At 66.4% G+C, this 23541-nt stretch carries 22 protein-coding genes; 6 read left to right on the forward strand and 16 right to left on the reverse strand.

Annotated elements, in window-relative coordinates:
• Nucleotides 1-8 precede the first annotated feature (8 nt).
• The 9 genes from PARHAE_RS06640 to PARHAE_RS06680 all read right to left on the reverse strand — a co-directional run bounded on the left by PARHAE_RS06640 (nucleotide 9) and on the right by PARHAE_RS06680 (nucleotide 9030).
• Complete coding sequence (locus PARHAE_RS06640; protein WP_126153826.1) at nucleotides 9-470, reverse strand: hypothetical protein; 462 nt, start codon at nucleotides 468-470, stop codon at nucleotides 9-11.
• Nucleotides 471-472: 2 nt separating this feature from the next.
• A complete protein-coding gene (mnhG, locus tag PARHAE_RS06645; protein WP_126153827.1) occupies nucleotides 473-859 on the reverse strand; it encodes a monovalent cation/H(+) antiporter subunit G in 387 nt (128 codons plus the stop codon).
• Entirely contained in the window at nucleotides 856-1137 is a 282-nt protein-coding gene (locus tag PARHAE_RS06650) for a K+/H+ antiporter subunit F (RefSeq protein ID WP_126153828.1), read from the reverse strand. The genes mnhG and PARHAE_RS06650 overlap by 4 nt, the downstream gene beginning before the upstream one ends.
• Entirely contained in the window at nucleotides 1134-1619 is a 486-nt protein-coding gene (locus PARHAE_RS06655; protein ID WP_126153829.1) for a Na+/H+ antiporter subunit E, read from the reverse strand. Before PARHAE_RS06655 ends, PARHAE_RS06650 begins: the two co-directional genes overlap by 4 nt.
• Nucleotides 1616-3256, reverse strand: a complete 1641-nt coding sequence (locus PARHAE_RS06660) for a monovalent cation/H+ antiporter subunit D (RefSeq protein ID WP_126153830.1) — start codon at nucleotides 3254-3256, stop codon at nucleotides 1616-1618. Before PARHAE_RS06660 ends, PARHAE_RS06655 begins: the two co-directional genes overlap by 4 nt.
• The gene (locus tag PARHAE_RS06665) at nucleotides 3253-3597 is read right to left on the reverse strand and encodes a Na+/H+ antiporter subunit C (protein WP_126153831.1); all 345 of its coding nucleotides are present in this window, start codon (nucleotides 3595-3597) and stop codon (nucleotides 3253-3255) included. The genes PARHAE_RS06660 and PARHAE_RS06665 overlap by 4 nt, the downstream gene beginning before the upstream one ends.
• The gene (locus tag PARHAE_RS06670; protein ID WP_126153832.1) at nucleotides 3597-6485 is read right to left on the reverse strand and encodes a monovalent cation/H+ antiporter subunit A; all 2889 of its coding nucleotides are present in this window, start codon (nucleotides 6483-6485) and stop codon (nucleotides 3597-3599) included. Before PARHAE_RS06670 ends, PARHAE_RS06665 begins: the two co-directional genes overlap by 1 nt.
• 228 nt (nucleotides 6486-6713) lie before the next feature.
• Nucleotides 6714-7790, reverse strand: a complete 1077-nt coding sequence (locus PARHAE_RS06675) for an FAD-binding oxidoreductase (protein ID WP_126153833.1) — start codon at nucleotides 7788-7790, stop codon at nucleotides 6714-6716.
• Between the two features lie 7 nt (nucleotides 7791-7797).
• Nucleotides 7798-9030, reverse strand: a complete 1233-nt coding sequence (locus PARHAE_RS06680; RefSeq protein WP_126153834.1) for an aromatic ring-hydroxylating oxygenase subunit alpha — start codon at nucleotides 9028-9030, stop codon at nucleotides 7798-7800.
• 389 nt (nucleotides 9031-9419) lie between these two features.
• On the opposite strand from PARHAE_RS06680, the gene nrdH reads away from it, so the two are divergent.
• From nrdH to nrdF, 4 genes are all read left to right on the forward strand, one after another.
• Nucleotides 9420-9641 (forward strand): glutaredoxin-like protein NrdH, encoded by a 222-nt coding sequence (nrdH, locus tag PARHAE_RS06685; protein WP_126153835.1) that lies wholly within the window; start codon nucleotides 9420-9422, stop codon nucleotides 9639-9641.
• A gap of 7 nt (nucleotides 9642-9648) precedes the next feature.
• The gene (gene nrdI, locus PARHAE_RS06690) at nucleotides 9649-10062 is read left to right on the forward strand and encodes a class Ib ribonucleoside-diphosphate reductase assembly flavoprotein NrdI (protein WP_126153836.1); all 414 of its coding nucleotides are present in this window, start codon (nucleotides 9649-9651) and stop codon (nucleotides 10060-10062) included.
• Complete coding sequence (gene nrdE / locus PARHAE_RS06695; RefSeq protein ID WP_126153837.1) at nucleotides 10047-12170, forward strand: class 1b ribonucleoside-diphosphate reductase subunit alpha; 2124 nt, start codon at nucleotides 10047-10049, stop codon at nucleotides 12168-12170. The genes nrdI and nrdE overlap by 16 nt, the downstream gene beginning before the upstream one ends.
• A gap of 79 nt (nucleotides 12171-12249) precedes the next feature.
• A complete protein-coding gene (nrdF, locus tag PARHAE_RS06700) occupies nucleotides 12250-13221 on the forward strand; it encodes a class 1b ribonucleoside-diphosphate reductase subunit beta (RefSeq protein ID WP_126153838.1) in 972 nt (323 codons plus the stop codon).
• On the opposite strand, the gene PARHAE_RS06705 is transcribed toward nrdF, so the two are convergent.
• Entirely contained in the window at nucleotides 13218-14861 is a 1644-nt protein-coding gene (locus PARHAE_RS06705) for an NAD(P)H-hydrate dehydratase (protein ID WP_126153839.1), read from the reverse strand. The two genes, nrdF and PARHAE_RS06705, sit on opposite strands and share 4 nt — an antisense overlap.
• A 154-nt stretch (nucleotides 14862-15015) precedes the next feature.
• On the opposite strand from PARHAE_RS06705, the gene PARHAE_RS06710 reads away from it, so the two are divergent.
• Complete coding sequence (locus PARHAE_RS06710) at nucleotides 15016-15354, forward strand: P-II family nitrogen regulator (protein WP_126153840.1); 339 nt, start codon at nucleotides 15016-15018, stop codon at nucleotides 15352-15354.
• A gap of 78 nt (nucleotides 15355-15432) precedes the next feature.
• Nucleotides 15433-16839, forward strand: coding sequence for a type I glutamate--ammonia ligase (glnA, locus tag PARHAE_RS06715; protein WP_126153841.1), 1407 nt, complete (start codon nucleotides 15433-15435; stop codon nucleotides 16837-16839).
• A gap of 46 nt (nucleotides 16840-16885) precedes the next feature.
• On the opposite strand, the gene PARHAE_RS06720 is transcribed toward glnA, so the two are convergent.
• The 6 genes from PARHAE_RS06720 to PARHAE_RS06745 all read right to left on the reverse strand — a co-directional run bounded on the left by PARHAE_RS06720 (nucleotide 16886) and on the right by PARHAE_RS06745 (nucleotide 23541).
• A complete protein-coding gene (locus tag PARHAE_RS06720; RefSeq protein ID WP_164555168.1) occupies nucleotides 16886-17767 on the reverse strand; it encodes a LysR family transcriptional regulator in 882 nt (293 codons plus the stop codon).
• 79 nt (nucleotides 17768-17846) lie between these two features.
• Nucleotides 17847-18110 (reverse strand): hypothetical protein, encoded by a 264-nt coding sequence (locus PARHAE_RS06725; RefSeq protein ID WP_164555169.1) that lies wholly within the window; start codon nucleotides 18108-18110, stop codon nucleotides 17847-17849.
• 110 nt (nucleotides 18111-18220) lie between these two features.
• Entirely contained in the window at nucleotides 18221-18730 is a 510-nt protein-coding gene (locus tag PARHAE_RS06730) for a gluconokinase (protein ID WP_241232701.1), read from the reverse strand.
• Nucleotides 18727-20103 (reverse strand): GntP family permease, encoded by a 1377-nt coding sequence (locus PARHAE_RS06735; RefSeq protein ID WP_126153845.1) that lies wholly within the window; start codon nucleotides 20101-20103, stop codon nucleotides 18727-18729. The genes PARHAE_RS06730 and PARHAE_RS06735 overlap by 4 nt, the downstream gene beginning before the upstream one ends.
• A gap of 172 nt (nucleotides 20104-20275) precedes the next feature.
• Entirely contained in the window at nucleotides 20276-21154 is an 879-nt protein-coding gene (locus tag PARHAE_RS06740) for a transglutaminase family protein (protein ID WP_126153846.1), read from the reverse strand.
• Nucleotides 21154-23541, reverse strand: a complete 2388-nt coding sequence (locus PARHAE_RS06745; protein WP_126153847.1) for a circularly permuted type 2 ATP-grasp protein — start codon at nucleotides 23539-23541, stop codon at nucleotides 21154-21156. The genes PARHAE_RS06740 and PARHAE_RS06745 overlap by 1 nt, the downstream gene beginning before the upstream one ends.

The raw sequence follows: 23541 nt of genomic DNA on the forward strand, positions 1-23541 counted from the left end.
TGCGGCAGTCAGCGACCGAACCGCGCGGCGCAGGCCGGGGTGACGGCCAGGACGAAATTGCCGCGCCCCCCGTCGACGGTGCCGCACCATTGGCCGGTGACGGTGAACAGGCTGCGCGTGCCGCGCGCGGGGCGATAGGCGACGCGGCGGCCGGCCACGTCGAACAGGTTCAGCACGCCGCCCTGGTTGGTCGCGTAATATTCCAGCACGCCGCCGTCGCCGGTGATGATCAGCCGCCGTTCGTTGTCGGGGTTCGAAGGGCGGTTCTGCCAGGAGGTGCCGGAATTGGCGGTATTGCCCGATGAATTCCACGCAGCATTCGGGGAGTTGGCCGGGCGTGCCGGATTGTTCGCCGGATGGCCGGGGCCAAGGTCGAAGGGCAGCCGGGTCTGGTCCAGCACGATCAGCGGCGCATCGGCCTGGGCGGCGGCCGCAGCGAACAGCGCCGTCACAAGGGACAGGACGCGCATTGCTAGTCCTGTGCGGGCGGGTCGTCGGGTCGTTGGGGCCTGGTCCGCATGTCCAGGGGCAGGGCGTCCGATCCTTCGGCCCGGTCGCGTTCCAGGGCGGCGCGGCCCAGCATCATCAGCGTGATCGGCGTGGTCAGCACGATGCAGAAGCCGATCGCGAATTCGTGGACGATGGCCCGCCCCTCGATGAAGCTGAACATCAGGGCCGAGGCGATCATCACCCCGCCGGTGCCCCAGCTTGTCGCCAGGGTCGGCGCGTGCAGCCGGTCATAGAAGGACTGCAACCGCGCAAAGCCAAGCGCCCCGATCAGCGTCAGGGTGGAACCCAGCACCACGAAGAAGGCCACGGGAATGGCCAGCCACAGCGGGACGGATTGAAGCGGGCTCATTCGATCACCTCGCCGCGGAACAGGAACTTGGCCAAGGCCACCGAGGACACGAAGCCCATGATGGAAATGACCATGGCCGCCTCGAAGAAGAAGGCGGTGCCCAGCTGCATCCCCGTGACCAGGAACAGCAGCATGATCGAGACATAGAGCGAATCGAGCGCCAGCACCCGGTCCTGGGCACGCGGCCCCCGTAGGATCCGCGTGCCCACCAGGCAGCCCGCAAGCGCCAGGGCGATCTGGGCATAGCCAAGCGCAATGGTCAGGATCGTCTCGCTCATTCGAAGATCTCCATCAGCATGGGTTCATAGGTCTGGCCGACGATCCGGTGGTAATGGTCGGCCTCGGACGCGTCGAAGATGTGCAGCGTCAGGATGCCGGTATCGGTTCCGTATTCCACCCAGGCCGTGCCGGGGGTCGCGGTCAGGATGATCGCCAGGACGGCCAGGGCGTTGGGGCTGGTGATCTGAAGGGGGATCTGGATGAAGGCCGAGGTTCGGCCGTTGCGGCCTTCGGTCAGAAGCAGCCGCGTGATCGCGGCGTTGGATCGGATGATGTCCAGGACCAGCGTCGCCGCCAGCCGGGGGATGGTCTGCCACCGCCGGATGCGCGGCTTGGCCGAATGCAGTGCCGAATAGGCCCAGCCCGCGACCAACGACAAGGCTGTCCCCAGAATCAGATAGCCCAGCGAGAACCGCGTCAGCATCAGCCACAGGAAGATCAGGCACAGCGACAGGACCGGATGGGGGAAAAGGCGGATCATGGCTGGTCCTCGGCTGCGTCGGGACGGTCGGCGGCGCGTGGCGTGGCGAAGACGCCATAGGCATAGGCGGCCGTGTCGTGCAGGGCGTGGGCGGTCCCGGTGGTATAGCGCAGCATCGCCTCGGCCCGGAAGCCGATCAGGGACAGCACGACCAGCAGGGCGATCACCGGGGCGATCTCCAGCGCCAGCACGCGGGGCAGGGGCACGTCATTGGCCCAGAAGGTCTGGATGCCGATCCGCGCCATGCCGATCAGCGTGGCGAAGCCCGAAAGGATCAGCAGCGCGATGAAGGCCCAGGCCAGCCCGGCGGGCAGCGCGGTCTGCGCGATCAGCGGCTGGATCATCGCGATCTTGCCGATGAAGCCCGGCAGGGGCGGCAGCCCCGCCAGCATCAGCACACACAGCGCGAAGCACAGGCCCAGCACGGTCATCGTCGCGGGGATCGCCAGGCCGATGTCGGGCACCTCGTCCAGTTCGGCCTCGTCGATGCCATAGGCGTCGGCGGTCAGGGCCAGCATCGCGGCGATGCCGCCATCCTCGCGGTTCATCGGCTCGATCAGCAGGAACAGCGCGCCGGTCGCCAGGACCGACCCGACCAGGTAATACAGCGCGCCCGACAGCATCGCCTCGCCCCCGCCCGCAAGCGCGAAGCCGGTGATCCCCAGCACCGTCCCCGACGAGATCAGCACCGAATGCGCGGCCATCCGCCCCAGCCCCTGCGAGGCAAGGATGCCCAGCAGCCCGGACAGCACCGTGATCATGCCCAGCACGATCAGGATGCCAGCCCCGAACCCGGCCGAGGCGCCGCCCGTTTCCCCGAACAGCAGCATCGCCAGCCGCAGGATCGCATAGACGCCGACCTTGGTCATGATCGCGAACATCGCGCCCACCGGGGCCGCTGCGGCCATATAGGCGGTGGGAAGCCAGAAGTTCAGCGGCCAGCTTCCGGCCTTGACCAGGAAGGCCACAGCCAGGATCGCCACGCCCGCGTGCAGCAGGGGCCGGTCCTCGCCCGGCATGGACGACACCAGGTTCGCCAGATGCGCCATATTCAGCGTGCCGCTGACGCCATAGATCAGGCTGACGCCGATCAGGAACAGCAGCGAGGCGGCCAGGTTGATGGCGATGTAATGCAGCCCGGCGCGGACGCGCAACTGCCCCGACCCGTGCAGCAGCAGCCCGTATGACGCGGCCAGCAGGATTTCGAAGAACACGAACAGGTTGAAGATGTCGCCGGTCAGGAAGGCGCCGTTCAGGCCGACCAGCAGGAACTGGAACAGCGAATAGTAATGCGGACCCTGCCTGGCCCAGCCCGCGCCGGCATAGACCAGCGACGGAATCGCCAGCAGCGCCGTCAGCACCAGCATCATCGCCGCCAGCCGATCCAGCACCAGAACGATCCCGAAGGGCGCCGACCAGTCGCCCAGCAGATAGAAGCTGATCCCTTCCGCGTCGCTGATATCGCCGCCGGTCTTGGCACGGACCACCAGCTCGACGGCGATCAGCAGTTGCGCCGCGACCGAGATCAGGCTCAGCCAGAATTTCGCCTGCCGCTGCCGGTCGTCGTACAGCAGCATCAGCGCGCCCACGACGAAGGGGATCAGGATCGGCGCGATTATCAGGTGTTCGCTGATCACTGGCTGCGCTCCTTCCCGTCGACATGGTCGGTGCCGGTCATCCCGCGCGAGGCGATCATCACCACCAGGAACAGCGCCGTGGTGGCGAAGCTGATGACGATGGCGGTCAGCACCAGGGCCTGCGGCAGCGGGTCGGCATAGCGGGTGGGATCGACGAAGCCCCCCTTGGGCATGATCGGCGGCGCGCCCGGCGTCAGGCGGCCCATCGAGAAGATGAACAGGTTGACGGCATAGGACAGCAGGCACAGCCCGACGACGACCTGGAAGCTGCGCGGACGCAGCAGCAGCCAGATGCCGGACGCGGACAGGATGCCGATGGCGGCGGACAGGATGATCTCCATCAGGCGGCTTCCTTCTTGGCGGCGGCGAGTTCGTCGGCTTCGCGCATCCGGCTGGCGCGCAGCGACTGGTGGGCGATGGCGACCAGCATCAGCACGACCGCGCCGACCACGGTGGCGAAGACGCCGATGTCGAACAGCAGCGCGGTGGCCGCCGGAACCTGGCCGATCAGCGGAATGTCGACATAACGGGCATGGGCCGTCAGGAAGGGATAGCCGAACAGCCAGGCCCCCATGCCGGTCGACACCGCGATCAGCAGGCCGAAGCCCATCCAGCGGATCGGCAGCACGGTGATGCGCGCCTCGACCCAGCGGACATTGGTGGCGATGTACTGGATCAGGAAGGCGATCGCCAGGGTCACCCCGGCGGCGAAGCCCCCGCCCGGCAGGTCGTGGCCGCGGAAGAAGAAATAGCCCGACAGCATGATCAGGATCGGGAACATCCAGATCATCAGGACCGAGGGGACATACAGGTAATCGTCCAGCGACGGGCTGTCGTCCACGGTCTGCTGATAGGGTGCCTCGACGCTTTCGGGGGCGGGGCGGAAGCGGCGCAGCAGGCCATAGACCGTCAGCCCCACGATCGCCAGAACCGAGATCTCGCCGAAGGTGTCGAAGGCGCGGAAATCGACCAGGATCACATTCACCACATTGGTGCCGCCGCCTTCGTAATAGGCATTGCCCAGAAACCAGTCGCCGACATTGCTGACCACGGGGCGCGTCATCACGGTGAACGCGATCGCGGCGATGCCGAAGCCCCCGGCCAGCGCGATCACCAGGTCGCGGCCGCGCCGGATCTTGGCGGGCATCAGCTTGTCCTCGGCGATCTCGGAGCGGCGCTTGGGCAGCCAGCGAAGGCCCAGCAGCAGCAGGACGGTGGTCACGATCTCGACCAGAAGCTGCGTCACGGCCAGGTCGGGCGACGAGAACCAGGCGAAGGTCAGGCAGGTGACGACCCCCGCCCCGCCCAGCAGCACCAGGGCGGCGAAGCGGTGATACTTGGCCTGCCAGGCCGCGCCTATGGCGCAGGCGGCGCCCACCGTCCACAGCATGGCGAAGGCCGGGTTCGGCGCGTGCAGCCGCAGTTCCTGTGCCAGGGTCAGGCCCCCCCACAGCGACGCCACCGCCACCGCGACCCCGGTCAGCACCAGCAGGCGCAACTGCGGCTGCAAGGATTCGGTGGACATTACCCCATGCGCCAGGCGCGGCAGCCGCCAGGTCAGGCGGAACAGCAGCCAGTCATAGACCCGCTGCGCCCGCAGGCGGTGCAGCAGGAACGGTCCTTCGGGACCGGCCGCGATGGCCCTGGCGCTGAACACATAGATCAGCGCGCCCACGGCAAGCGCCACCAGGCTCAGCATCAGGGGGGCGTTCACGCCGTGCCAAATGGCGATCTTGTAATAGGGCATCTCGGCCCCCGCCACAGACCGCGCCGCGGCATTGACGATGGGACCAAGCGTCAGCGCCGGGAAGATGCCCACCAGCAGGCAGATCAGCACCAGCAGTTCGACCGGGCGGCGCATCCAGGCGACCGGCTCGTGCGGCGCCTTGGGCAGGTCGGTCGCCTGCGGGCCGAAGAACACCGTGGCGATGAAGCGCAGCGAATAGGCGACCGACAGGCAACTGCCCACCACCGCCAGATAGGGCAGGGCCTCGTCCAGCCAGGTGCCGTTGTGCCAGTCCACCGCCTCGGCCAGGAACATCTCCTTGGACAGGAAGCCGTTCAGCAGCGGCACCCCGGCCATGGCGGCGGCGGCGACGATGGCCAGGGTCGCGGTGAAGGGCATCGGCCGGAACAGCCCGGACAGGCGGCGCATGTCGCGGGTGCCGGTCTCGTGGTCGATGATGCCCGCCGCCATGAACAGCGAGGCCTTGAACACCGCGTGGTTGCAGATGTGGAAGATCGCCGCCAGGATCGCCACCGGCCCGCCGATCCCGGCCAGCGCGGTGATCAGGCCCAGATGGCTGATCGTGGAATAGGCCAGCAGCCCTTTCAGATCGTGGCGATACAGCGCCACCGCCGCCCCCAGGATCAGCGTGATCATGCCGATGCCGGTCACGGTGAAGAACCAGGCCTCGGTCCCGCCCAGGGCCGGGGAAAAGCGCACCAGCAGGAACACCCCCGCTTTCACCATCGTCGCGGAATGCAGGAAGGCCGATACGGGGGTCGGCGCGGCCATCGCGCCGGGCAGCCAGAAATGGAACGGGAACTGTGCGGACTTGGTGAACGCGCCCAGCAGGAACAGCGCCAGGATCGCGCCGTACCAGGGATGGGCGCGGATCGCGTCGCCCGACCGCAGGATGATCCCCAGGTCATAGGTGCCCGCGACCTGGCCCAGCATCAGCATCGCGGTCAGCAGGCACAGCCCGCCAAGCGCGGTGATGATCAGCGCCGTCCTTGCCCCGTCGCGCGCCGCCGCGCCCTGGTGCCAGAAGCCGATCAGCAGGAAGGACATGAACGAGGTCAGTTCCCAGAACACCACCATCACCAGCACGTTGCCGGAAATCAGGATGCCCTGCATCGCCCCGGTGAAGGCCATCAGCAGCGCGAAGAAGCGCGGCAGGCTGTCGCCCGACCCCATGTAATAGCGCGCATAGATCACCACCAGCACGCCGATGGACAGCACCAGCGTGGCGAACAGCCAAGCGAACCCGTCCATCCGCAGCGCCAGGTTCATCCCCAGCGAGGGCACCCATTCGCCGCTGGCGCGCAGCACGCCGCCGGTTCGGATATCGGGCAGGAACCCCGCCAGGATCGCCAGCCCGGCGACCAGCGACAGGCCGGACAGCCAGGTCGCCGCGCCGCGCGCGGTCTGGCGCAGGGTCAAAAGAATAAGCGAGGTCGCGAAGGGAAGGCAGGCAAACAACAGGAACAGATTGTGTTCGGCCATCTTCGCGTCGCCCTCACCTCAGCAAAACATCTTGTCTTTCCCGGCACATGATGGTGCAGCCTTATCCATTCGAAAGAAAGGGACAAGCTGCGAGGCGCCTTCGGGAACACGACCCGAATGCCTTTCGCCCCGGTCGAGTTCAAGGCCAGATTGCCCGCGATGAGGGGATTTTGCCAACTTTTCCGTTATCGGCAGCAGCCGGGCGGGGGACGCCGCCCGTCCGCTGTCCTAGACCTCGACCGCGATCGGGCCGAGAGGATGGGAACAGCAGGCCAGGATATAGCCCTCCTCGATGTCCTCGTCGCTGATGCCGCCGTTGTGGACCATATGCACCTCGCCCGAGATCTTGCGGATCTTGCAGGTGCCGCACAGGCCGAAGGTGCAGCCCGAGGGGATGTTCAGGCCCGACCGCTTGGCGACCGCCAGAACCGTGTCGGTTTCCGCGCAGGGGGTGGTGACGCCGCTGGCCGCGAAGGTGATCTGGGCCTTGGCGCCTTCTTCGGGGGCCACATCGTCGATCACCGGGGCGTCGGCCTCGGTCTTGATGGGGGCGCCGAAGCTTTCCTGGTGGTAATGATCCATGTCGAAGCCAAGCGCCACCAGCATGTCGCGCACAGACTGCATGAAGGGTTCCGGCCCGCAGCAGAACACCTCTCGCTCCAGGTAATCGGGGGCCATCAGCCCCAGCATGATCTGGTTCAACCGCCCCTGATAGCCGGTCCAGGCGGTGAAGGGGTCGTTCTGTTCCACCGTGAAGCGCAGTTGCAGGCCGGGCACGCGGTCGGCGAACTGTTCCAGGCGGTGGCGGAAGATGATGTCGGACGGGCTGCGGGCGGCGTGGACGAAGACGATGTCCGGCATCTCGCCCGAATCCCAGGCCCAAGTGGTCATCGACATCATCGGCGTGACGCCCGATCCGGCCGAGATGAACAGGTGCTTCTTCGCCGGGTGGCGGTGGCTGGAAAAGATCCCCGACGGGCCATAGGCCTTGATCCGCATCCCCGGCCGCAGGTGGTCCAGCATCCAGCGGGTCGCCAGCGACGTGCGCTGCGCCTTGACCGTGACCGAGATCGACAAGGGCCGCGACGGGCTGGAGCTGATCGTATAGGTCCGCTGCACGTTGCCGGACGGCAGCGGCAGGTCCAGCGTGATGAACTGCCCCGGCTGGTAATCGAACCACGCCCCCGACGGCGCCCGAAAGGTGAAGGTGGCGGCGTCCGCCGTTTCCGGCACCACCATCGCGCATTCCAGATGCTCGTCGTCGGACCACGGCTCGGCGGCCCAGTTCAGGCGTGGCTTCGGCATCCCGCGCTTACTCCGCTGCGACGCTGGTGGGGGTCAGGCGGCGGGCCATCAGCCCGCAATACCAGTCGATCAGGTGGATGACGCCCGCTTCCTGGGTCGGCGAATAGGGGCCGGGCTGATAGGCGGGCGACAGGATCCCGCGCTGGTTTTCCTCGACCACCTGACGGTCCTCGTCATTGGTTGCCAGCCAGACCTCGGTCAAGGCCTTGAGGTCGTAGTCCTTGCCCTCGATCGCGTCCTTGTGGACCAGCCACTTGGTCGTGACCTCGGTTTCGGTGGGGCTGATCGGCAGGATGCGGAAGACGATGGCGTGGTCGGGCAGGAAGTGGTTCCAGGACGACGGGAAGTGATAGAACATCAGCGACCCCGCGTCGTTCCAGGGGATCGTGCCCATCCGCCGCGCCACGGCGGCCTTGCCCGACATGGTGAAGCTTTCCTGATTGTCCATCAGCGGCACGCGGGCCATGCGCCACTGCATGTCGGGCGCGTTGGTGAACCGCGACGGCAGGTTGGCGGCGTCGCAGCGCGCCCAATGCGCAAGGATTTCCGGGCTGGCGGAATTCGGGCCTTCCATCACCGTCATCAGCGGATCGTCCGAATACGTCCGGCACAGCGAGGGATGGGAGCCGCCGCAGTGATAGCATTCGCGGTTGTTTTCCATCACCAGCTTCCAGTTGCCCTTCTCGACGATGGTCGAACTGAAGGCGACCTTGCTGTCGGCGATGGCCGAGGGCAGAACATAGCGCGTCAGGTTCGCGGCCAGTTCGTTGATCGCGGGGGGCACCTGGGCCAGGCAGATGAACACCATGCCGCCCAGATCGACGCAATGGACCGGCTTCAGCCCGTATTTGCTGGCGTCGAAGCCTTCGCCCATGTCGCGCGCATACAGCAGCTTGCCGTCCAGGTCATAGGTCCACTGGTGATAGGGGCAGACCAGTTTCGGATTGGATCCGTTGGTCTTGGGGCACAGCCGCTGGCCGCGATGGCGGCAGACGTTGTGGAACGCCCTGATCCGGCCGTCCGCGCCGCGGATGACGATCACCGGATAGGCGCCGACGTTCAGGGTGACGAAGTTGCCGGTCTTGGGGATCTCGCACGAGGGCAGCGCGAAGAGCCATTCGCGATACCAGATCTGTTCCAGGTCGTCCTGAAAGGTCTGTTCGCTGCAATAAAGGTCGCGCGGCAGGGAAAAGCCGGGGACGCGTTCGGCGATCAGGCTGGCGGTAAAGGTCGTGTTCATGTCTGGACCCATCGAGGTGCTGGCTGCTATGTGACCCAAATTAGCCGCATTGCGACCGGGACGTGGCAGATTTGCGACCCCAAAATGCGCGATTGAGACATTGCCGCGCGGGCGGCGTTGTTTTGCGGCGGCAGGGACGCGGCAATCCGGGGGCGGATGCCCGGCGTCATGGCAATTCGGCGCCGCCTCGGCCCCGAATCGCTTGTCAAGATGTTAACTAGATGTTGACGATTGCGGCGCCCTCATGTCTATATGATGTGGTCGTGACGCCCTGCGGTTGTAGGGCTTGACCGGCAAGACATCACTGGCGGCGGATCGGGCCTTGCGGCGCGGCGGGATTCGGTTCCGCCCCGCGGCCCGCCGCCGACCACACAGAAGGAGCAGAGGCCATGACCATCACCGTTTATTCCAAGCCGGCCTGCGTGCAATGCACCGCGACCACCCGCGCCCTTGATGCGCGCGGGCTGTCCTATGACGTGATCGACCTGACCGAGGACGAGGCCGCGATGGAACGGGTGATGGCGCTTGGCTATCGGCAGGCGCCTGTGGTGGTGGCGGGGGACTCGCACTGGGCCGGCTTCCGTCCCGACATGATCGGCCGCCTGGCCTGATCCGGCCATGCCTGGGCTGGTCTTCTATTCCTCGGCCTCGGGGAACACGGCGCGTTTCGTGGCGCGCCTGGGCCTGCCCGCGCTGCGGATCCCGATGCGGCCGGGCGAGCCGATGCCTGCGGTCGACGCGCCTTTTGTGCTGATCTGCCCCACCTATGCCGACGGGCAGGGGCGCGGCGCGGTCCCGAAGCCGGTGATCCATTTCCTGAACGATCCCGCCCGCCGCGCATTGCTGCGCGGGGTGATCGGCACGGGAAACCGCAACTTCGGCGCGACCTATGCGCTGTCGGCCCGCGTAATCGCGGAAAAATGCAATGTCCCCGTGCTGTGGCGGTTCGAGCTGGCGGGGACGGACACCGATATTCAAAAGGTCCGCGCGGGCCTTCATCACTTCCGGGGGTTGGAATGCTTGACGGTCTGAAGCCAGAACTGGATTACCACGCGCTGAACGCGATGCTGAACCTGTATGACGCCGACGGCCGCATCCGGTTCGACGCCGACCGCATGGCCGCGCGGCAATATTTCCTGCAACATGTGAACCAGAACACCGTCTTCTTCCACAACCTGGACGAAAAGCTGCGCTATCTGGTGGACGAGGGCTATTACGAGCCCGAGGTGCTGGACCAGTATTCCAAGAATTTCCAGCGCGCCATCTGGGACGCCGCCTATGCGCGCAAGTTCCGCTTTCCCACCTTCCTGGGCGCGTTCAAATATTACACCAGCTATACGCTGAAGACGCGCGACGGGCAGCGATACCTTGAACGCTACGAGGATCGCGTGGTTATGGTCGCCCTGACGCTGGCGCGCGGGGACGAGGCGCTGGCGATGCGCTTCATGGAGGAGATGCTGTCGGGCCGCTTCCAGCCCGCGACGCCCACCTTCCTGAACGCGGGCAAGAAATCGCGGGGCGAGCTGATTTCCTGCTTCCTGCTGCGGATCGAGGACAACATGGAGTCCATCGGCCGGGCGATCAATTCGTCGCTGCAACTGTCCAAGCGCGGCGGCGGCGTGGCGCTGATGCTGACCAACATCCGCGAGGCCGGGGCGCCGATCAAGGGAATCGAGAACCAGTCCTCGGGCGTCATCCCGGTGATGAAACTGCTGGAGGACAGCTTCAGCTATGCCAACCAGCTGGGCGCGCGGCAGGGGGCAGGCGCGGTCTATCTGAACGCCCACCATCCCGACATCCTGCGCTTCCTGGACACCAAGCGCGAGAACGCGGACGAAAAGATCCGCATCAAGACGCTGTCGTTGGGCGTGGTCATCCCCGACATCACCTTCGAACTGGCCAAGAAGAACCAGGACATGTACCTGTTCTCGCCCCATGACGTGCAGAAGGTCTATGGCGTGCCTTTCTCGGACATTTCCGTGACCGAGAAATATGCCGAGATGGTGGACGACAAGCGCATCAAGAAGCGCAAGATCAACGCCCGCGAATTCTTCCAGACCATCGCCGAGATCCAGTTCGAGAGCGGCTATCCCTATATCATGTTCGAGGACACGGTGAACCGCGCCAACCCCATCCACGGGCGCATCACCATGTCGAACCTGTGCAGCGAGATCCTGCAAGTGAACGAGGCGTCCGAGTTCAACGAGGATCTGTCCTATTCGCACCTTGGCACGGATATTTCCTGCAATCTCGGCTCGCTGAACATCGCCGCGACCATGGACGGCCCGGACTTCGGCGCCACCATCGAGGCCGCGATCCGCGCCCTGACCGCCGTGTCGGAAATGTCGGCGATCGACGCCGTGCCCTCGATCCGGCGCGGCAACGACGAGGCGCATGCGGTGGGCCTGGGCCAGATGAACCTGCACGGCTTCCTGGCGCGCGAACGCATCCATTACGGATCGCCCGAGGGGGTCGAGTTCACCTCGGTCTATTTCGCCGCCGTGGCCTTCCACGCGATCCGCGCGTCGAACCTGCTGGCGCAGGAGAAGGGCCTGACCTTCAAGGATTTCGACAAGTCGGCCTATGCGGACGGGTCGTTCTTCGACAAATACACCAGCCGCGACTGGCTGCCCACGCTGCCGGACGTGGCGCGCGTCTTCGAGGGCGTGACCCTGCCCACGCGCCAGGACTGGGCGGCGCTGAAAGCCGATGTGATGGAACACGGACTGTATAACCGCAACCTTCAGGCGGTGCCGCCCACGGGGTCGATCAGCTATATCAACAATTCGACCAGTTCGATCCATCCCATTGTTTCCAAGATCGAAATCCGCAAGGAGGGCAAGATCGGCCGGGTCTATTACCCCGCCGCCTTCATGTCGAACGAGAACCTGGAATACTATCGCGACGCCTATGAGATCGGCCCCGAGGCGATCATCGACACCTATGCCGCCGCGACCGAGCATGTGGACCAGGGCCTGTCGCTGACCCTGTTCTTCCCGGCCGAGGCCACGACCCGCGACATCAACCGGGCGCAGATCTATGCGTGGAAGAAGGGCATCAAGACCATCTACTACATCCGCCTGCGCCAGACCGCGCTGGAGGGGACCGAGGTCCAGGGCTGCGTGTCCTGCACCTTGTAAGGACCGTCGCACCGGGGGTTTCACACCCCCGGACCCCCGTGGGATATTTTTACACAGAAGATGAGAGGGGTTCTTCGCCATGAAGGATCAGCAGATGCGGACGGTCGCGCGCGCGATCAACTGGAACCGCCTGGACGACGAGAAGGATCTGGAGGTCTGGAACCGGCTGACGGTGAACTTCTGGCTGCCGGAAAAGGTGCCGCTGTCGAACGACGTGCAAAGCTGGGCGACACTGCGGCCCGAGGAGCGGGAATTGACCATTCGCGTCTTCACCGGGCTGACATTGCTGGACACGGTGCAGAACACCATCGGCGCGCCTTCGATGATGCCGGATGCGATCACCCCGCACGAGGAGGCGGTGCTGTCCAACATCGCCTTCATGGAGGCGGTTCATGCGCGGTCCTATAGCTCGATCTTCTCGACCCTGTGCCTGACCAAGGAGGTGGACGAGGCCTTCCGCTGGTCCGAGGAAAACCCGCATCTGCAGGGCAAGGCGCGGCTGATCCTGGACGAATACAAGGCGGGCAGCGATCCGCTGAAGCGCAAGATCGCCAGCGTTTTCCTGGAAAGCTTCCTGTTCTATTCGGGCTTTTATCTGCCGATGTACTGGTCCAGCCGCGCCAAGCTGACCAACACCGCCGACCTGATCCGCCTGATCATCCGCGACGAGGCGGTGCATGGTTATTACATCGGCTACAAGTATCAGCGCGGGCTGGAAAAGCTGTCCGAGGAGAAGCGGGCCGAGTTGAAGGACTTCGCCTTCTCGCTGATCTTCGAGCTTTACGATATCGAGCAGCGCTATACGGCCGAGCTTTACGACGGCATCGGCCTGACCGAGGACGTCAAGGCCTTCCTGCATTACAACGCGAACAAGGCCTTGCAGAACCTTGGTTATGAAGCGCTTTTCCCGCCCCAGGTCTGCGAGGTGAACCCCGCCATCCTGGCCGCCCTGTCGCCCGATAGCGAGAACCACGATTTCTTCAGCGGATCCGGGTCGTCCTATGTCATCGGCAAGGCCGTCGCGACCGAGGACGAGGACTGGGATTTCTAAGCCGTCTCGCGCAAGATCTGCGGGATCATCTCTGGCAGGTCGTCGGCGATCAGGCCGGGGCCGAAGGCGCGGGCGGCCTTGGCGTGGATCAGCGCGCCCAGGCCGGCGGCGTCCAGCGGTGGCAGGCCGCGCGCCAGCAGGCCGGTGATGATCCCCGCCAGCACGTCGCCTGCGCCCGCGGTGGCAAGCCAGGGGAGGTCTAAGGCGGAATGGATGCGGGCGCGGCCATCTGGGGCGGCGATCACCGTGTCGGGGCCTTTCAGCAGGACAACCGCGCCGCAGCGCACAGCGGCCCCGCGGGCGGCGTCCAGCTTGGAATAGGCGGGGCCTTGCAGGGGCGTGGCGTCCAGCCGTTCGGCAAGGTCGGGGAACAGGCGGGCGAATTCACCCATGTGGGGCGTCAGGACGCAGTTGTCGTGCAGCGCGGCCATCAGGTCGGGGTTGCGCGACAGGGCCGTCAGGGCGTCGGCGTCCAGGACGATCGGGCGCCGGGCGGGCAAGGCCTCGGCCAGCAGGGCGGTGGCGCGGTCCACGCCGCAGCCGGGGCCGATGCAGATCGCATTGATGCGGGCGTCGGTCAGCAGGTCGCGCAGGGCGTCGGCATCGTCGATGGCGCGGCGCATCAGGGCGTCGGGTTGACCTGCATGTTCCGCCAGAGCATCGGCGTGCGGCGCGATGGTCACAAGCCCCGCGCCGATCCGCAGGGCGGCACGGGCGGACAGACGGGCCGCGCCGCCCTTGGCCGGACCCCCCGAAACGACAAGGGCATGACCGTGGCTGTATTTGTGACTGCCGCTTGCGTCCCGCTTTTGAAGCCATGCCGCCTGCCTTTCGGTCGTATCCGAATACCGGCGGGAGTCCGAAACAGAGAACGGGGGCCAGATCGCCTCGACATAGGGACGGCGCACCACGGTTACGGGTGGCCCATCCTTGCGAATGCGCACCTCGCTAACGCGCTGCTGGTGCAGGCCGATGTCGGCGATTGCCAAGGTGCCGCAGCATTCCGGCCCTTGTTCCAGCAGATGCCCGATCTTGGGGCTGTCGAAGGCAACGGTTAGGCTTGCCCGCAGCTTGTACCAGGTTGAGTCCTGGCCGCGTCGGCTGCCCAGCATCACTCCGCTGTCCAGGCACAGGCCGCTTGGGCAATCGACGGCAACAAGGCGCGGCAGATAATAACCGATGTCGCCGCCATATCCGCCCAGATGCCTTATAATTCGTTCAACGTCGCCTTCGGGCGGGCGGGTCAGGCCGGTGCCGAAGATCGCGTCGACATAAACGTCGCTCTTGGCCCCGCTTCGCAATTCCTGCACGGTCAGCACCCCGATCCCCCCGATCTTTCCCCACCGCCGCTTCATCTCGGCCGCGTCCGGGCCCGGCGTGTTGTCCATTCCCAGCACTCGCACCCGCCATCCCGCCCGGTGCAGCAGCCGCGCCACCACATAGCCGTCGCCGCCGTTGTTGCCGGGACCGCACAGCACCGTGACCCGCCCCGGCTTGGGCCAGCAAAGGCGAATCTGCCCTGCCACGGCGCTGCCCGCCCGCTCCATCAGGTCCAGTCCCGTGACCTTGCCGCTGGCCATGGCGGCGGATTCGATGGCGCGCATTTGGGTGGTCGTCAGAACTTCGGTGCCTGTCAGCATGGCGTCTGCCTTTTAATTCATCATCAAGCGCAAAAAACAGGCACAAAACCCGGCTCTCTGGGGTTGCAGCGGCAATCCGCATCGCCGCCCGTTTACCCGTGCCATGAAACCCGCCAATCAGGCTTCAGACAAGCCGCGAGGAAGGATCATTGCGATGAAGAAGATCGAGGCGATCATCAAGCCGTTCAAGCTGGACGATGTGAAGGAGGCGCTTCAGGAAGTGGGCGTGCAGGGTCTTTCCGTCACCGAGGTCAAGGGCTTCGGTCGCCAGAAGGGTCATACCGAGCTTTATCGCGGCGCGGAATACGTGGTCGATTTCCTGCCCAAGGTGAAGATCGAGATGGTGCTGCCCGACGACCAGGTCGATGCCGCCATCGACGCCATCGTCGGCGCCGCCCGTACCGAGAAGATCGGCGACGGCAAGATCTTCGTCTCTCCGGTCGAGCAGGCGATCCGCATCCGCACGGGCGAAACCGGCGACGACGCCGTCTGAACCCGTCACGCAATCCCAGAATGACTTTCGTGCCCGGCGTCAGGATGGCCGGGCCGCAGCTACGAAGAAAGGGAAGAGATGAAAGTCAATGATGTCTTGGCTCTGCTGAAGGACGAGGAGGTCGCCTATGTCGATGTCCGCTTCACCGATCCCAAGGGCAAGCTTCAGCATGTGACGCTGGACGTGGATCTGATCGACGAGGACTTCTTCGAGGAAGGCTTCATGTTCGACGGATCGTCCATCGCGGGCTGGAAGTCGATCGACCAGTCCGACATGAAGCTGATGCCGGACCCGTCCTCGGTCTATCTGGATCCGTTCTATGCGGAAAAGACCCTGTGCATCCATTGCAACGTGGTCGAACCCGACACCGGCGAGGCCTATGCCCGCGACCCGCGCGGCACCGCCGTCAAGGCCGAGGCCTATCTGAAATCCACCGGCATCGGCGACGCCTTCTATTGCGGCCCCGAGGCCGAGTTCTTCATCTTCGACGACGTGCGCTATTCGGTCACGCCGCAGAAAGTCAGCTTCCAGATCGATTCGGTCGACGCCGCCTGGAACACCGACACCGAATACGAGATGGGCAACACCGGCCATCGCGCGGCCCACAAGGGCGGCTATTTCCCGGTGAACCCCATCGACGCGGGCCAGGACATCCGCGGCGAGATGCTGTCCACCATGAAGCGGATGGGCATGAAGGTCGACAAGCACCATCACGAGGTCGCCAGCGGCCAGCACGAGCTGGGGCTGATCTTCGGCGGGCTGACAGAACAGGCCGACAACATCCAGAAGTACAAATACGTCATCCACAACGTCGCCCATGCCTATGGCAAGTCGGTGACCTTCATGCCCAAGCCCATGAAGGGCGACAATGGGTCGGGGATGCACGTCAACATGTCGATCTGGAAGGACGGCAAGCCGCTGTTCGCGGGGGACAAATATGCCGACCTGTCGCAAGAGGCGCTGTATTTCATTGGCGGCATCCTGAAGCACGCCAAGGCGCTGAACGCGCTGACCAACCCCAGCACGAACAGCTACAAGCGGCTGATTCCCGGCTTCGAGGCGCCGGTGCTGCGCGCCTATTCCGCGCGCAACCGTTCCGGCTGCGTCCGCATTCCGTGGACCGAATCGCCGAAGGCCAAGCGTGTGGAAGCCCGCTTCCCCGATCCGTCGGCCAACCCCTATCTGGCTTTCGCGGCGCTGCTGATGGCGGGCCTGGACGGGATCAAGAACCGGATCGACCCCGGCCCCGCGTCGGACAAGGATCTGTACGACCTGCCGCCGGAAGAACTGGCCGAAATCCCGACCGTCTGCGGCTCCCTGCGCGAGGCGCTGGAAGAGCTGGAGAAGGACATGGACTTCCTGCTGGCGGGCGACGTGTTCACCCGCGACCAGCTCGAATCCTATATCAAGCTGAAATGGGAAGAGGTCTATGCCTATGAGCATACGCCCCATCCCATCGAATACGCGATGTATTACAGCTGCTGAACCGCAGCGTCGGCGATACCGGAAGCCGCCCTTGGGGCGGCTTTCTTCATGACAGCCGCAGCTTGGTCGCGAAATCCAGAAAGCTGCGCATCGCCCCGGTCAGCAGCTTGCCCGAGGGATAGACCAGGTTCACCGGCAGGTCGGGCAGCGTGTATTCGGGCATCAGCACCTCCAGCCTGCCCGCCGCCACGTCGTCGCGCACCAGGAATTCCGGCAGCAGCGCGACCCCCTGACCGTTCAGCGCCATGGCATGCAGCAATTCCGTGTTGTTGCTGGAAAAGCTGGGCCTGACCAGTTGGCGGATCGTGCGGCTGCCGCGGCGCAGGGGCCAGGTCAGGTTGCCGGGCAGGTTGGTGTAATGCAGGCAATCGTGACGCAGCAGGTCGGCGGGGCGTTCCGGGCGGCCGTTGCTGTCCAGATAACCGGATGCGGCCACCAGCCGGATCTGCACCGAATGCAGCTTGCGCGCGTGCAGGGTGGAATCCCGCAGATTGCCGATGCGGATCACCGCGTCGAAGCCCTGGCCGATGATGTCGCTGGCGCCGTCGTCCAGCATGACCTGCAACTGGATGTCGCGATACCGCTCCATGAAGTCCAGCAGATGCGGCTGCAATACCTTCAGCGTATAGAAGATCGGGCTGCCGATCTTGAGGATGCCGGACTGACTGCCCGAGGCGGCCTTGACCGATTCCGTCGCCTCGTCCAGCCGCGCAAGGATTTCTCGCAGATCGCGGCAATAGGACAGGCCGACCGCCGTGGGCGTCACCTTGCGGGTGGTGCGCGTCAGCAGCCGGACGCCCAGGTCGGCTTCCAGGTCGGCGACATGCTTGCTGCACAGGCTGCGGGAAATGCCCAGGCGCAGGGCGGCGGTTGAAAAGCTGCCCTCATCGACGACGCTGACGAATGTGCGGAAGACACCGATATCCATGCGCGCCACCATGCACCGGGCCGGCGAAAAGGAAAACCGCCCCCTGTAAGGGGGGCGGTTCGGGCGCGGAACGGGCCGTTCAGCGGGTATAGGTCGAACGCGGGCCGGGGGCGGTGAAATCGCTGACCGTCACTTCGGTGTTGGCGTCCACACCGCGCCGCGCAAGCTCCTTGCCGGACAGCACCTTCGCCGCCTTCACCTGCACGCTGTGGGCGGCGACGACCGGGGCGGTCGGCATGTCGGCATCGGGATTGCCTGCGTTGAAGCTGGCGGCTTGGGCAGTGCCGGTGGCCAGGATCAGGGCGCCAAGAACAGTTGCAAAGGTTTTCATCGTATTGCTCATCGTGTTTGTCGTTTCCATGACAAAGGATATAAGCCGATGAAATGTCAGGAATTAGTATGCCTCTGCTGGCTTCAGTGTTCAACGGTGCTGCACAATCATGCGCCGGTCCGTCAGGCCAGCCCCAGCATCCGCACCGCCGCCCGCACCTGATCCTCGACCGGCAGCGCCAGGTCCACGACCGCGCCGTCCTCGTCTTCCGCCAGCGGTTCCAGCGCCGCCAGTTGCGATTCCAGCAGCTTAGGCGGGAAGAAATGGCCCGCGCGGTGGTTCAGCCGTTCGGCCAGCAATTCGCGCGGGCCGTGGATATGCAGGAACCGCACGCGGGGCGCGCCGCCGCGCAGGATGTCGCGATAGGCGCGCTTCAACGCCGAACAGCCCAAGACCAGGCTTTCGCCCCGCGCCTCGGCCGCGGCGATCTGGTCCGCAAGGGCTTGCAGCCAGGGGGCGCGGTCGGTGTCGTCCAGGGGCGTGCCCTCGGCCATCTTTCTGACATTCGCTTCCGGGTGGAAGCTGTCGCCTTCCACGAAGGGCCAGCCCATCCGCTGGGCCAGGGCGGCGCCGGTGGTGGTCTTGCCGCTGCCCGACACGCCCATCACCACGATATGCTGCGGCCCTGTCACAGCAGCCACCATCCCAGCAGGGCGAAGCCGAAGCCGATGCTGCCCAGCAGGGTCTCCATCACCGTCCAGGTCTTCAGCGTGGTCCTTTCGTCCATGTTGAGGAACCGCCCGACCAGCCAGAAGCCGGAATCGTTGAAATGGCTCAGCACCGTGGCTCCGCCCGCGATGGCGATGACCAGGAAGCAGCGGTCCAGTTCGGACAGGCCGGTGGTGGCGGCGACGGTAGGGGCGATCAGCCCGGCGGTGGTGGTCAGCGCCACCGTGGCCGATCCCTGCGCCACCCGCAGCGCGGTCGAGATCACGAAGGCCGCCACGATCAGCGGCATCCCGACCGATTCCAGGCTGCCCGCAAGCGCCTGGCCCACGCCGCTGGCGCGCAGCACGCCGCCGAACATGCCGCCCGCGCCGGTCACCAGGATGATGGCGCAGATCGGGCCAAGGGCGCGGTCCACGATCCGTTCGACCTCGGACGCGGGCTTGCCCTTGCCCAGGATCGCCATCGCCACCAGCAGCGTGATCAGCAGCGCCACGGGCGTCTGGCCCAGCAGGCGCAGGCCGATGATCCAGGCGGCCTCTGCGTCCACCACGCCGATGGTCGCCAGGGTGTTCAGCCCGGTGTTGAGGAAGATCAGCCCCAGCGGCAGCAGCAGGACCAGCATCACCTGCCCGAAGCGCGGCACCGGCCCGGCGTTGTCCCGCGTCAGGTCGGCTCCCAGCAGTTCCGGGACAGGAACCACGAACCGCTTGCCGGCCCATTGCCCGAACAGATAGGCGCCCAGATACCAGGTGGGGATCGCGACGATCACGCCCACGATCAGCAGCAGCCCGATATCCGCCCCCAGCAGGTCGCCCGCCGCGACCGGGCCGGGATGGGGCGGCACGAAGGCGTGCATCACCGCGAAGGCCCCGGCGGCGGGCAACGCATACAGCAGCACGGACCCCCCGAACCGCAGGGCCACGCTGAAGATGATCGGCAGCATCACCACCAGCCCGGCGTCGAAGAAGATCGGAAAGCCGAACAGCAGCGACGCGATGCCCAGGGCAAAGGGCGCGCGGCGTTCCCCGAACTGGGCGATCAGCCGGTCGGCCAGAACCTGCGCGCCGCCCGTCACCTCCAGCAGGCGGCCGATCATGGCGCCGAACCCGACCAGCAGCGCGACGGACGCGAGCGTGCTGCCGAAGCCTTGCAGCAGCGTGGGCATCACGTCGTTCAGCGGAATGCCCGCGACCAGGGCCGTGACCAGGCTGACCAGCACCAGGGCGATGAACGCGTGCATCTTCAGCCGCATGATCAGGAACAGCAGCAGCACGATCGCCAAGGCCGCGATGATCAGCAGCGTGGCGGTGCCATAGACCGGCTCGATCGGTGTCATGAAAACCTCCCCCCAATTCGTTAGCGCAAACAGGTCGCGCTTCTTACAACCAAAATCGCGACCGCGTGAAGCCATCAAATCCATGGCAGCGGGCTTGTATCGCCCCCAGCTTGGCACGGCTTTGGCGCAGGGTCATCCCTGATTGTCGCGGGGCGCGGCGGGGCCGGGACGGTTATTCCTCGGCGACGATGTCGACGCTATGGCTGCCCGATTGCGACCCGGCCAGCCGCATGGATCCGGTGACGGGGGCCACGTCGCCATAGTCGCGGCCATAGCCGATGGTGACGTGATCGGCGCCCACGAAGCAGGCATTGGTCGGGTCGTATTCGCACCAGCCCGCCTCGGCCCCGGTCCAGGCGCGGACCCAGGCGTGCATGGCGTCGGCGCCTTCCAGCCGGGGCCTGCCGGGCGGCGGCACGGTGCGCAGGAAGCCCGAGACATAGGCCCCCGGAACGCCGATGCTGCGCAGCCCCGAGACCATGATCTGCGAAAAATCCTGGCAGACCCCCTGCCGCCCGGCAAAGGCGTCGGCGATGGGGGTGTCGACCTCGGTCGCGACGGAATCGAAGCGCATGTGGGCGTGGATGGCGCGGCCCAGGGATTGCACCGCATCGCGCAGGGTGGCCGCACCGGCGCAGGCGGCGCGGGCGAAATCGGCGATGGCCGGGACATGCGGGATGCGGGGCGAGGGGCGCAGGAAGTGATGCGGTGAATGGGGGCCAAGATCGGTGATCTCGGCCAGGTCCAGGGCCAGAGAGGCGGGGCTGGCCGACAGGTCCAGTTCGGTCTCGTCCCCGTGGCGCAGCACGCGGCCCGACATGTCGAAGCGCAGCTGTGTCAGACCGGCGGGAAGGACCAGCTGCGTCACCTCGTTGCCGAAGAAATCGGTGAAGCCGCTGCGCTCGACCGGCGGCGGGGTGACGGTGATGGCGGTCTGCTGGACCTCTTGCAGGCCCGGCAGGTCGGCGGGGGTGATGCGCAGAAGCTGCCGCCCGGCGCCCGTCGGACGGGCGAAGTCATAGCGGAAGGACAGGCGCAGGCGGTACAGCATCAGGGAAAATAGGCGGCGGTCAGCAGGTCGGACAGCCCGCCGATGCGCCCGCGCAGCGACCACAGCGCGTCGGTCGTCAGGCTGTCGGGATCGGCGGTGGCCAGGTCGGCGTGCAGGCGCAGGACCGCGCGCGCCAGCGGAGACAGGGCGCCGTGGTCGTTGGCGGCAGGCAGCATGTCCACCTGTTCGCGCAGCCCGTCGATCTGGTGGCGCAGCGCGCGCGGGTTCAGCGGGTCCAGCGCCAGCAGGTCGATGACTGTCGCGCGGGACGCATCCAGGGTGAAGCGGCGGCGATGGGTCAGCACACTGTCGCCGACCTCGATCGCCAGGTCCAGGGCGCCTTCTGGCGCGGTCTCGTCGCACAGCACCGCCAGCAGCGCCGCGGTGCCCATGGCGCGTTCGTGCAGCCGCCCGATCGTCAGGAACCGCCAGCCGACGAAGCGGTACATGTTTTCATGCACCAGCCCCGAGATCCCCGCCAGCTTGCGCAGCAGCGCCGACAGTGCGCGGGCCGCGTCGTCGCCCGGCGCCACGCGGGGGGCCATGGCGCGGGCGCTGCGGTCGATATCGTGCAGCGCCGACCAGGCGTCGGGGGAAAAGCGGTCGCGCACCCGGCCCGCGCTGCCGATGGCGGCGGCCAGGTTGTCCAGCAGCCTTTGCGGAATGGGCGCGGCGGGGTCGATGCCCATCTGCCGGAACAGCGGATCGAACCCCTCCAGCAGCCCCGCCCCCGCATCGCCCGATTCCGCCAGGCGCATGTGATAGGCCCGCATCAACCGCACGATCCCCTCGGCCCGTTCGGCATAGCGGCCCAGCCAGAACAGGTTGTCGGCCGCCCGCGCGGGCAGGCCGCCGGGGATCAGGCGCTTGTCGGCGGCGCTTGCCTGCCGGGCCAGGCTGATCGCCGGCACCGGATCGCGCCCGACCACCCAGACATCCGCCGCCGCCCCGCCGTCCTGCATGGCGATGGCCGAAGCGTCGCCCGACGCGCCGATCCGGGCGAAGCCGCCGGGCATCACCGTCCAGCCTTCGGCGGTGCGGGCCAGATAGACGCGCAGCGTCATCGGGCGCGGCACCAGCCTGCCCTCCACCAAGGCGGGGGTGGTGGACAGGGTGACGGCTTCCTGCGCGACCAGATCGCCGCCGCCCTGGTCCAGCCTGAGGGCGAGCGCCTGGGGCGGCAGCGCGGCTGCCCGGATCAGGTCGTCCTTGGGATCGAAGGGCGCGCGCGTGGTCAGCGCGTCGGCCAGCACCATCCGGCGGGGATCCGCCCGCACCTCGGCCCGCGCGGATGCCGTGCCGCACCACCAGGTCGCGATATTCGGCATGGCCAGCGGCGCACGCACCAGTTCGGGCGCAAGCTGCGGCAGGAAGGCCATCAGGGCGCGGGTCTCCAACACCCCCGACCCCAGGGCGTTGACCATCGTCACCGTGCCCGCCCGCAGCGCGGCCATCATCCCGGGGGTGCCGATTCGCGAGGCCGGGTCCAATTCCAGCGGGTCGGCATAGTTCCCGTCCAGCCTGCGCCACAGCACGTCGACCGGGGCCATCCCCTGTACGCTGCGCACCATCAGCCGGTCTCTGGCCACGACCAGGTCGTCGCCCTCCAGCAGGGTGAAGCCCAGATAGCGGGCGATATAGGCATGTTCGAAATAGGTTTCGTTCATCGGGCCGGGGGTCAGGATCGCCACCCGGCCGTCGCGGTCGCCCGCCTGGTCGCGCAAGGCGTCGCGGAAGGCGCGGAAGAACCCGGCAAGGCGGTGGACATTGCCTGCGGCGTAAAGCTCGGAATAGGCGCGGGTCATGGCGACGCGGTTTTCCAGGGCATAGCCCGCGCCCGAGGGCGCTTGGGTGCGGTCTGCCAGAACCCACCACTGCCCGTCGGGGCCGCGCCCCAGCTCGAAAGCCAGGAAATGCAGGAAATGCCCGCCGCGCGGCTTGACGCCCACCATCGGGCGCAACCATTCCGGGTTGCCCGCGACCAGGGCGGCGGGCAACTGCCCCGAGGCGACAAGCTGGTTCGGGCCGTAGAGATCGGCGATCACCGCCTCCAGCAGGTCGGCGCGCTGCGTCAGGGCATGGGCGATCCGGGACCATTCGTCCTCGGCCAGCAGGACGGGGATCTGGCTCAGCGGCCAGGGGCGTTCGACGGACTGTCCTTCGCCGTATTGGCGATAGAAGACCCCGCTATCCAGAAGATAGCGGTCGGCGCGGGCCAGGTCGCGGGTCAGCTCCTCGTCCGACAGCGCGTCCAGATGGGCCATCAGCCTGCGCCAGGGCGGGCGGATCAGGCCATCCGGGCCGACCATCTCGTCCGGGATGCCGGGCAGCGGGCGATAGGACGCGCTGCGCGGCTGTCCCATGGCAAAGGCGGCCTCGCCGGTCAT

The organism is Paracoccus haematequi, from assembly GCF_900631945.1.
GTDB lineage: Bacteria > Pseudomonadota > Alphaproteobacteria > Rhodobacterales > Rhodobacteraceae > Paracoccus > Paracoccus haematequi_A.

Bases quoted from the DNA above. Each gene is read 5' to 3' on its own strand.
- PARHAE_RS06640 (WP_126153826.1), bottom strand. From the start codon at position 470: ATGCGCGTCCTGTCCCTTGTGACGGCGCTGTTCGCTGCGGCCGCCGCC.
- mnhG (WP_126153827.1), bottom strand. From the start codon at position 859: ATGAGCCCGCTTCAATCCGTCCCGCTGTGGCTGGCCATTCCCGTGGCC.
- PARHAE_RS06650 (WP_126153828.1), bottom strand. From the start codon at position 1,137: ATGAGCGAGACGATCCTGACCATTGCGCTTGGCTATGCCCAGATCGCC.
- PARHAE_RS06655 (WP_126153829.1), bottom strand. From the start codon at position 1,619: ATGATCCGCCTTTTCCCCCATCCGGTCCTGTCGCTGTGCCTGATCTTC.
- PARHAE_RS06665 (WP_126153831.1), bottom strand. From the start codon at position 3,597: ATGGAGATCATCCTGTCCGCCGCCATCGGCATCCTGTCCGCGTCCGGC.
- PARHAE_RS06670 (WP_126153832.1), bottom strand. From the start codon at position 6,485: ATGGCCGAACACAATCTGTTCCTGTTGTTTGCCTGCCTTCCCTTCGCG.
- PARHAE_RS06675 (WP_126153833.1), bottom strand. From the start codon at position 7,790: ATGCCGAAGCCACGCCTGAACTGGGCCGCCGAGCCGTGGTCCGACGAC.
- PARHAE_RS06680 (WP_126153834.1), bottom strand. From the start codon at position 9,030: ATGAACACGACCTTTACCGCCAGCCTGATCGCCGAACGCGTCCCCGGC.
- nrdH (WP_126153835.1), top strand. From the start codon at position 9,420: ATGACCATCACCGTTTATTCCAAGCCGGCCTGCGTGCAATGCACCGCG.
- nrdI (WP_126153836.1), top strand. From the start codon at position 9,649: ATGCCTGGGCTGGTCTTCTATTCCTCGGCCTCGGGGAACACGGCGCGT.
- nrdE (WP_126153837.1), top strand. From the start codon at position 10,047: ATGCTTGACGGTCTGAAGCCAGAACTGGATTACCACGCGCTGAACGCG.
- nrdF (WP_126153838.1), top strand. From the start codon at position 12,250: ATGAAGGATCAGCAGATGCGGACGGTCGCGCGCGCGATCAACTGGAAC.
- PARHAE_RS06705 (WP_126153839.1), bottom strand. From the start codon at position 14,861: ATGCTGACAGGCACCGAAGTTCTGACGACCACCCAAATGCGCGCCATC.
- PARHAE_RS06710 (WP_126153840.1), top strand. From the start codon at position 15,016: ATGAAGAAGATCGAGGCGATCATCAAGCCGTTCAAGCTGGACGATGTG.
- glnA (WP_126153841.1), top strand. From the start codon at position 15,433: ATGAAAGTCAATGATGTCTTGGCTCTGCTGAAGGACGAGGAGGTCGCC.
- PARHAE_RS06720 (WP_164555168.1), bottom strand. From the start codon at position 17,767: ATGGATATCGGTGTCTTCCGCACATTCGTCAGCGTCGTCGATGAGGGC.
- PARHAE_RS06725 (WP_164555169.1), bottom strand. From the start codon at position 18,110: ATGAGCAATACGATGAAAACCTTTGCAACTGTTCTTGGCGCCCTGATC.
- PARHAE_RS06735 (WP_126153845.1), bottom strand. From the start codon at position 20,103: ATGACACCGATCGAGCCGGTCTATGGCACCGCCACGCTGCTGATCATC.
- PARHAE_RS06740 (WP_126153846.1), bottom strand. From the start codon at position 21,154: ATGCTGTACCGCCTGCGCCTGTCCTTCCGCTATGACTTCGCCCGTCCG.
- PARHAE_RS06745 (WP_126153847.1), bottom strand. From the start codon at position 23,541: ATGACCGGCGAGGCCGCCTTTGCCATGGGACAGCCGCGCAGCGCGTCC.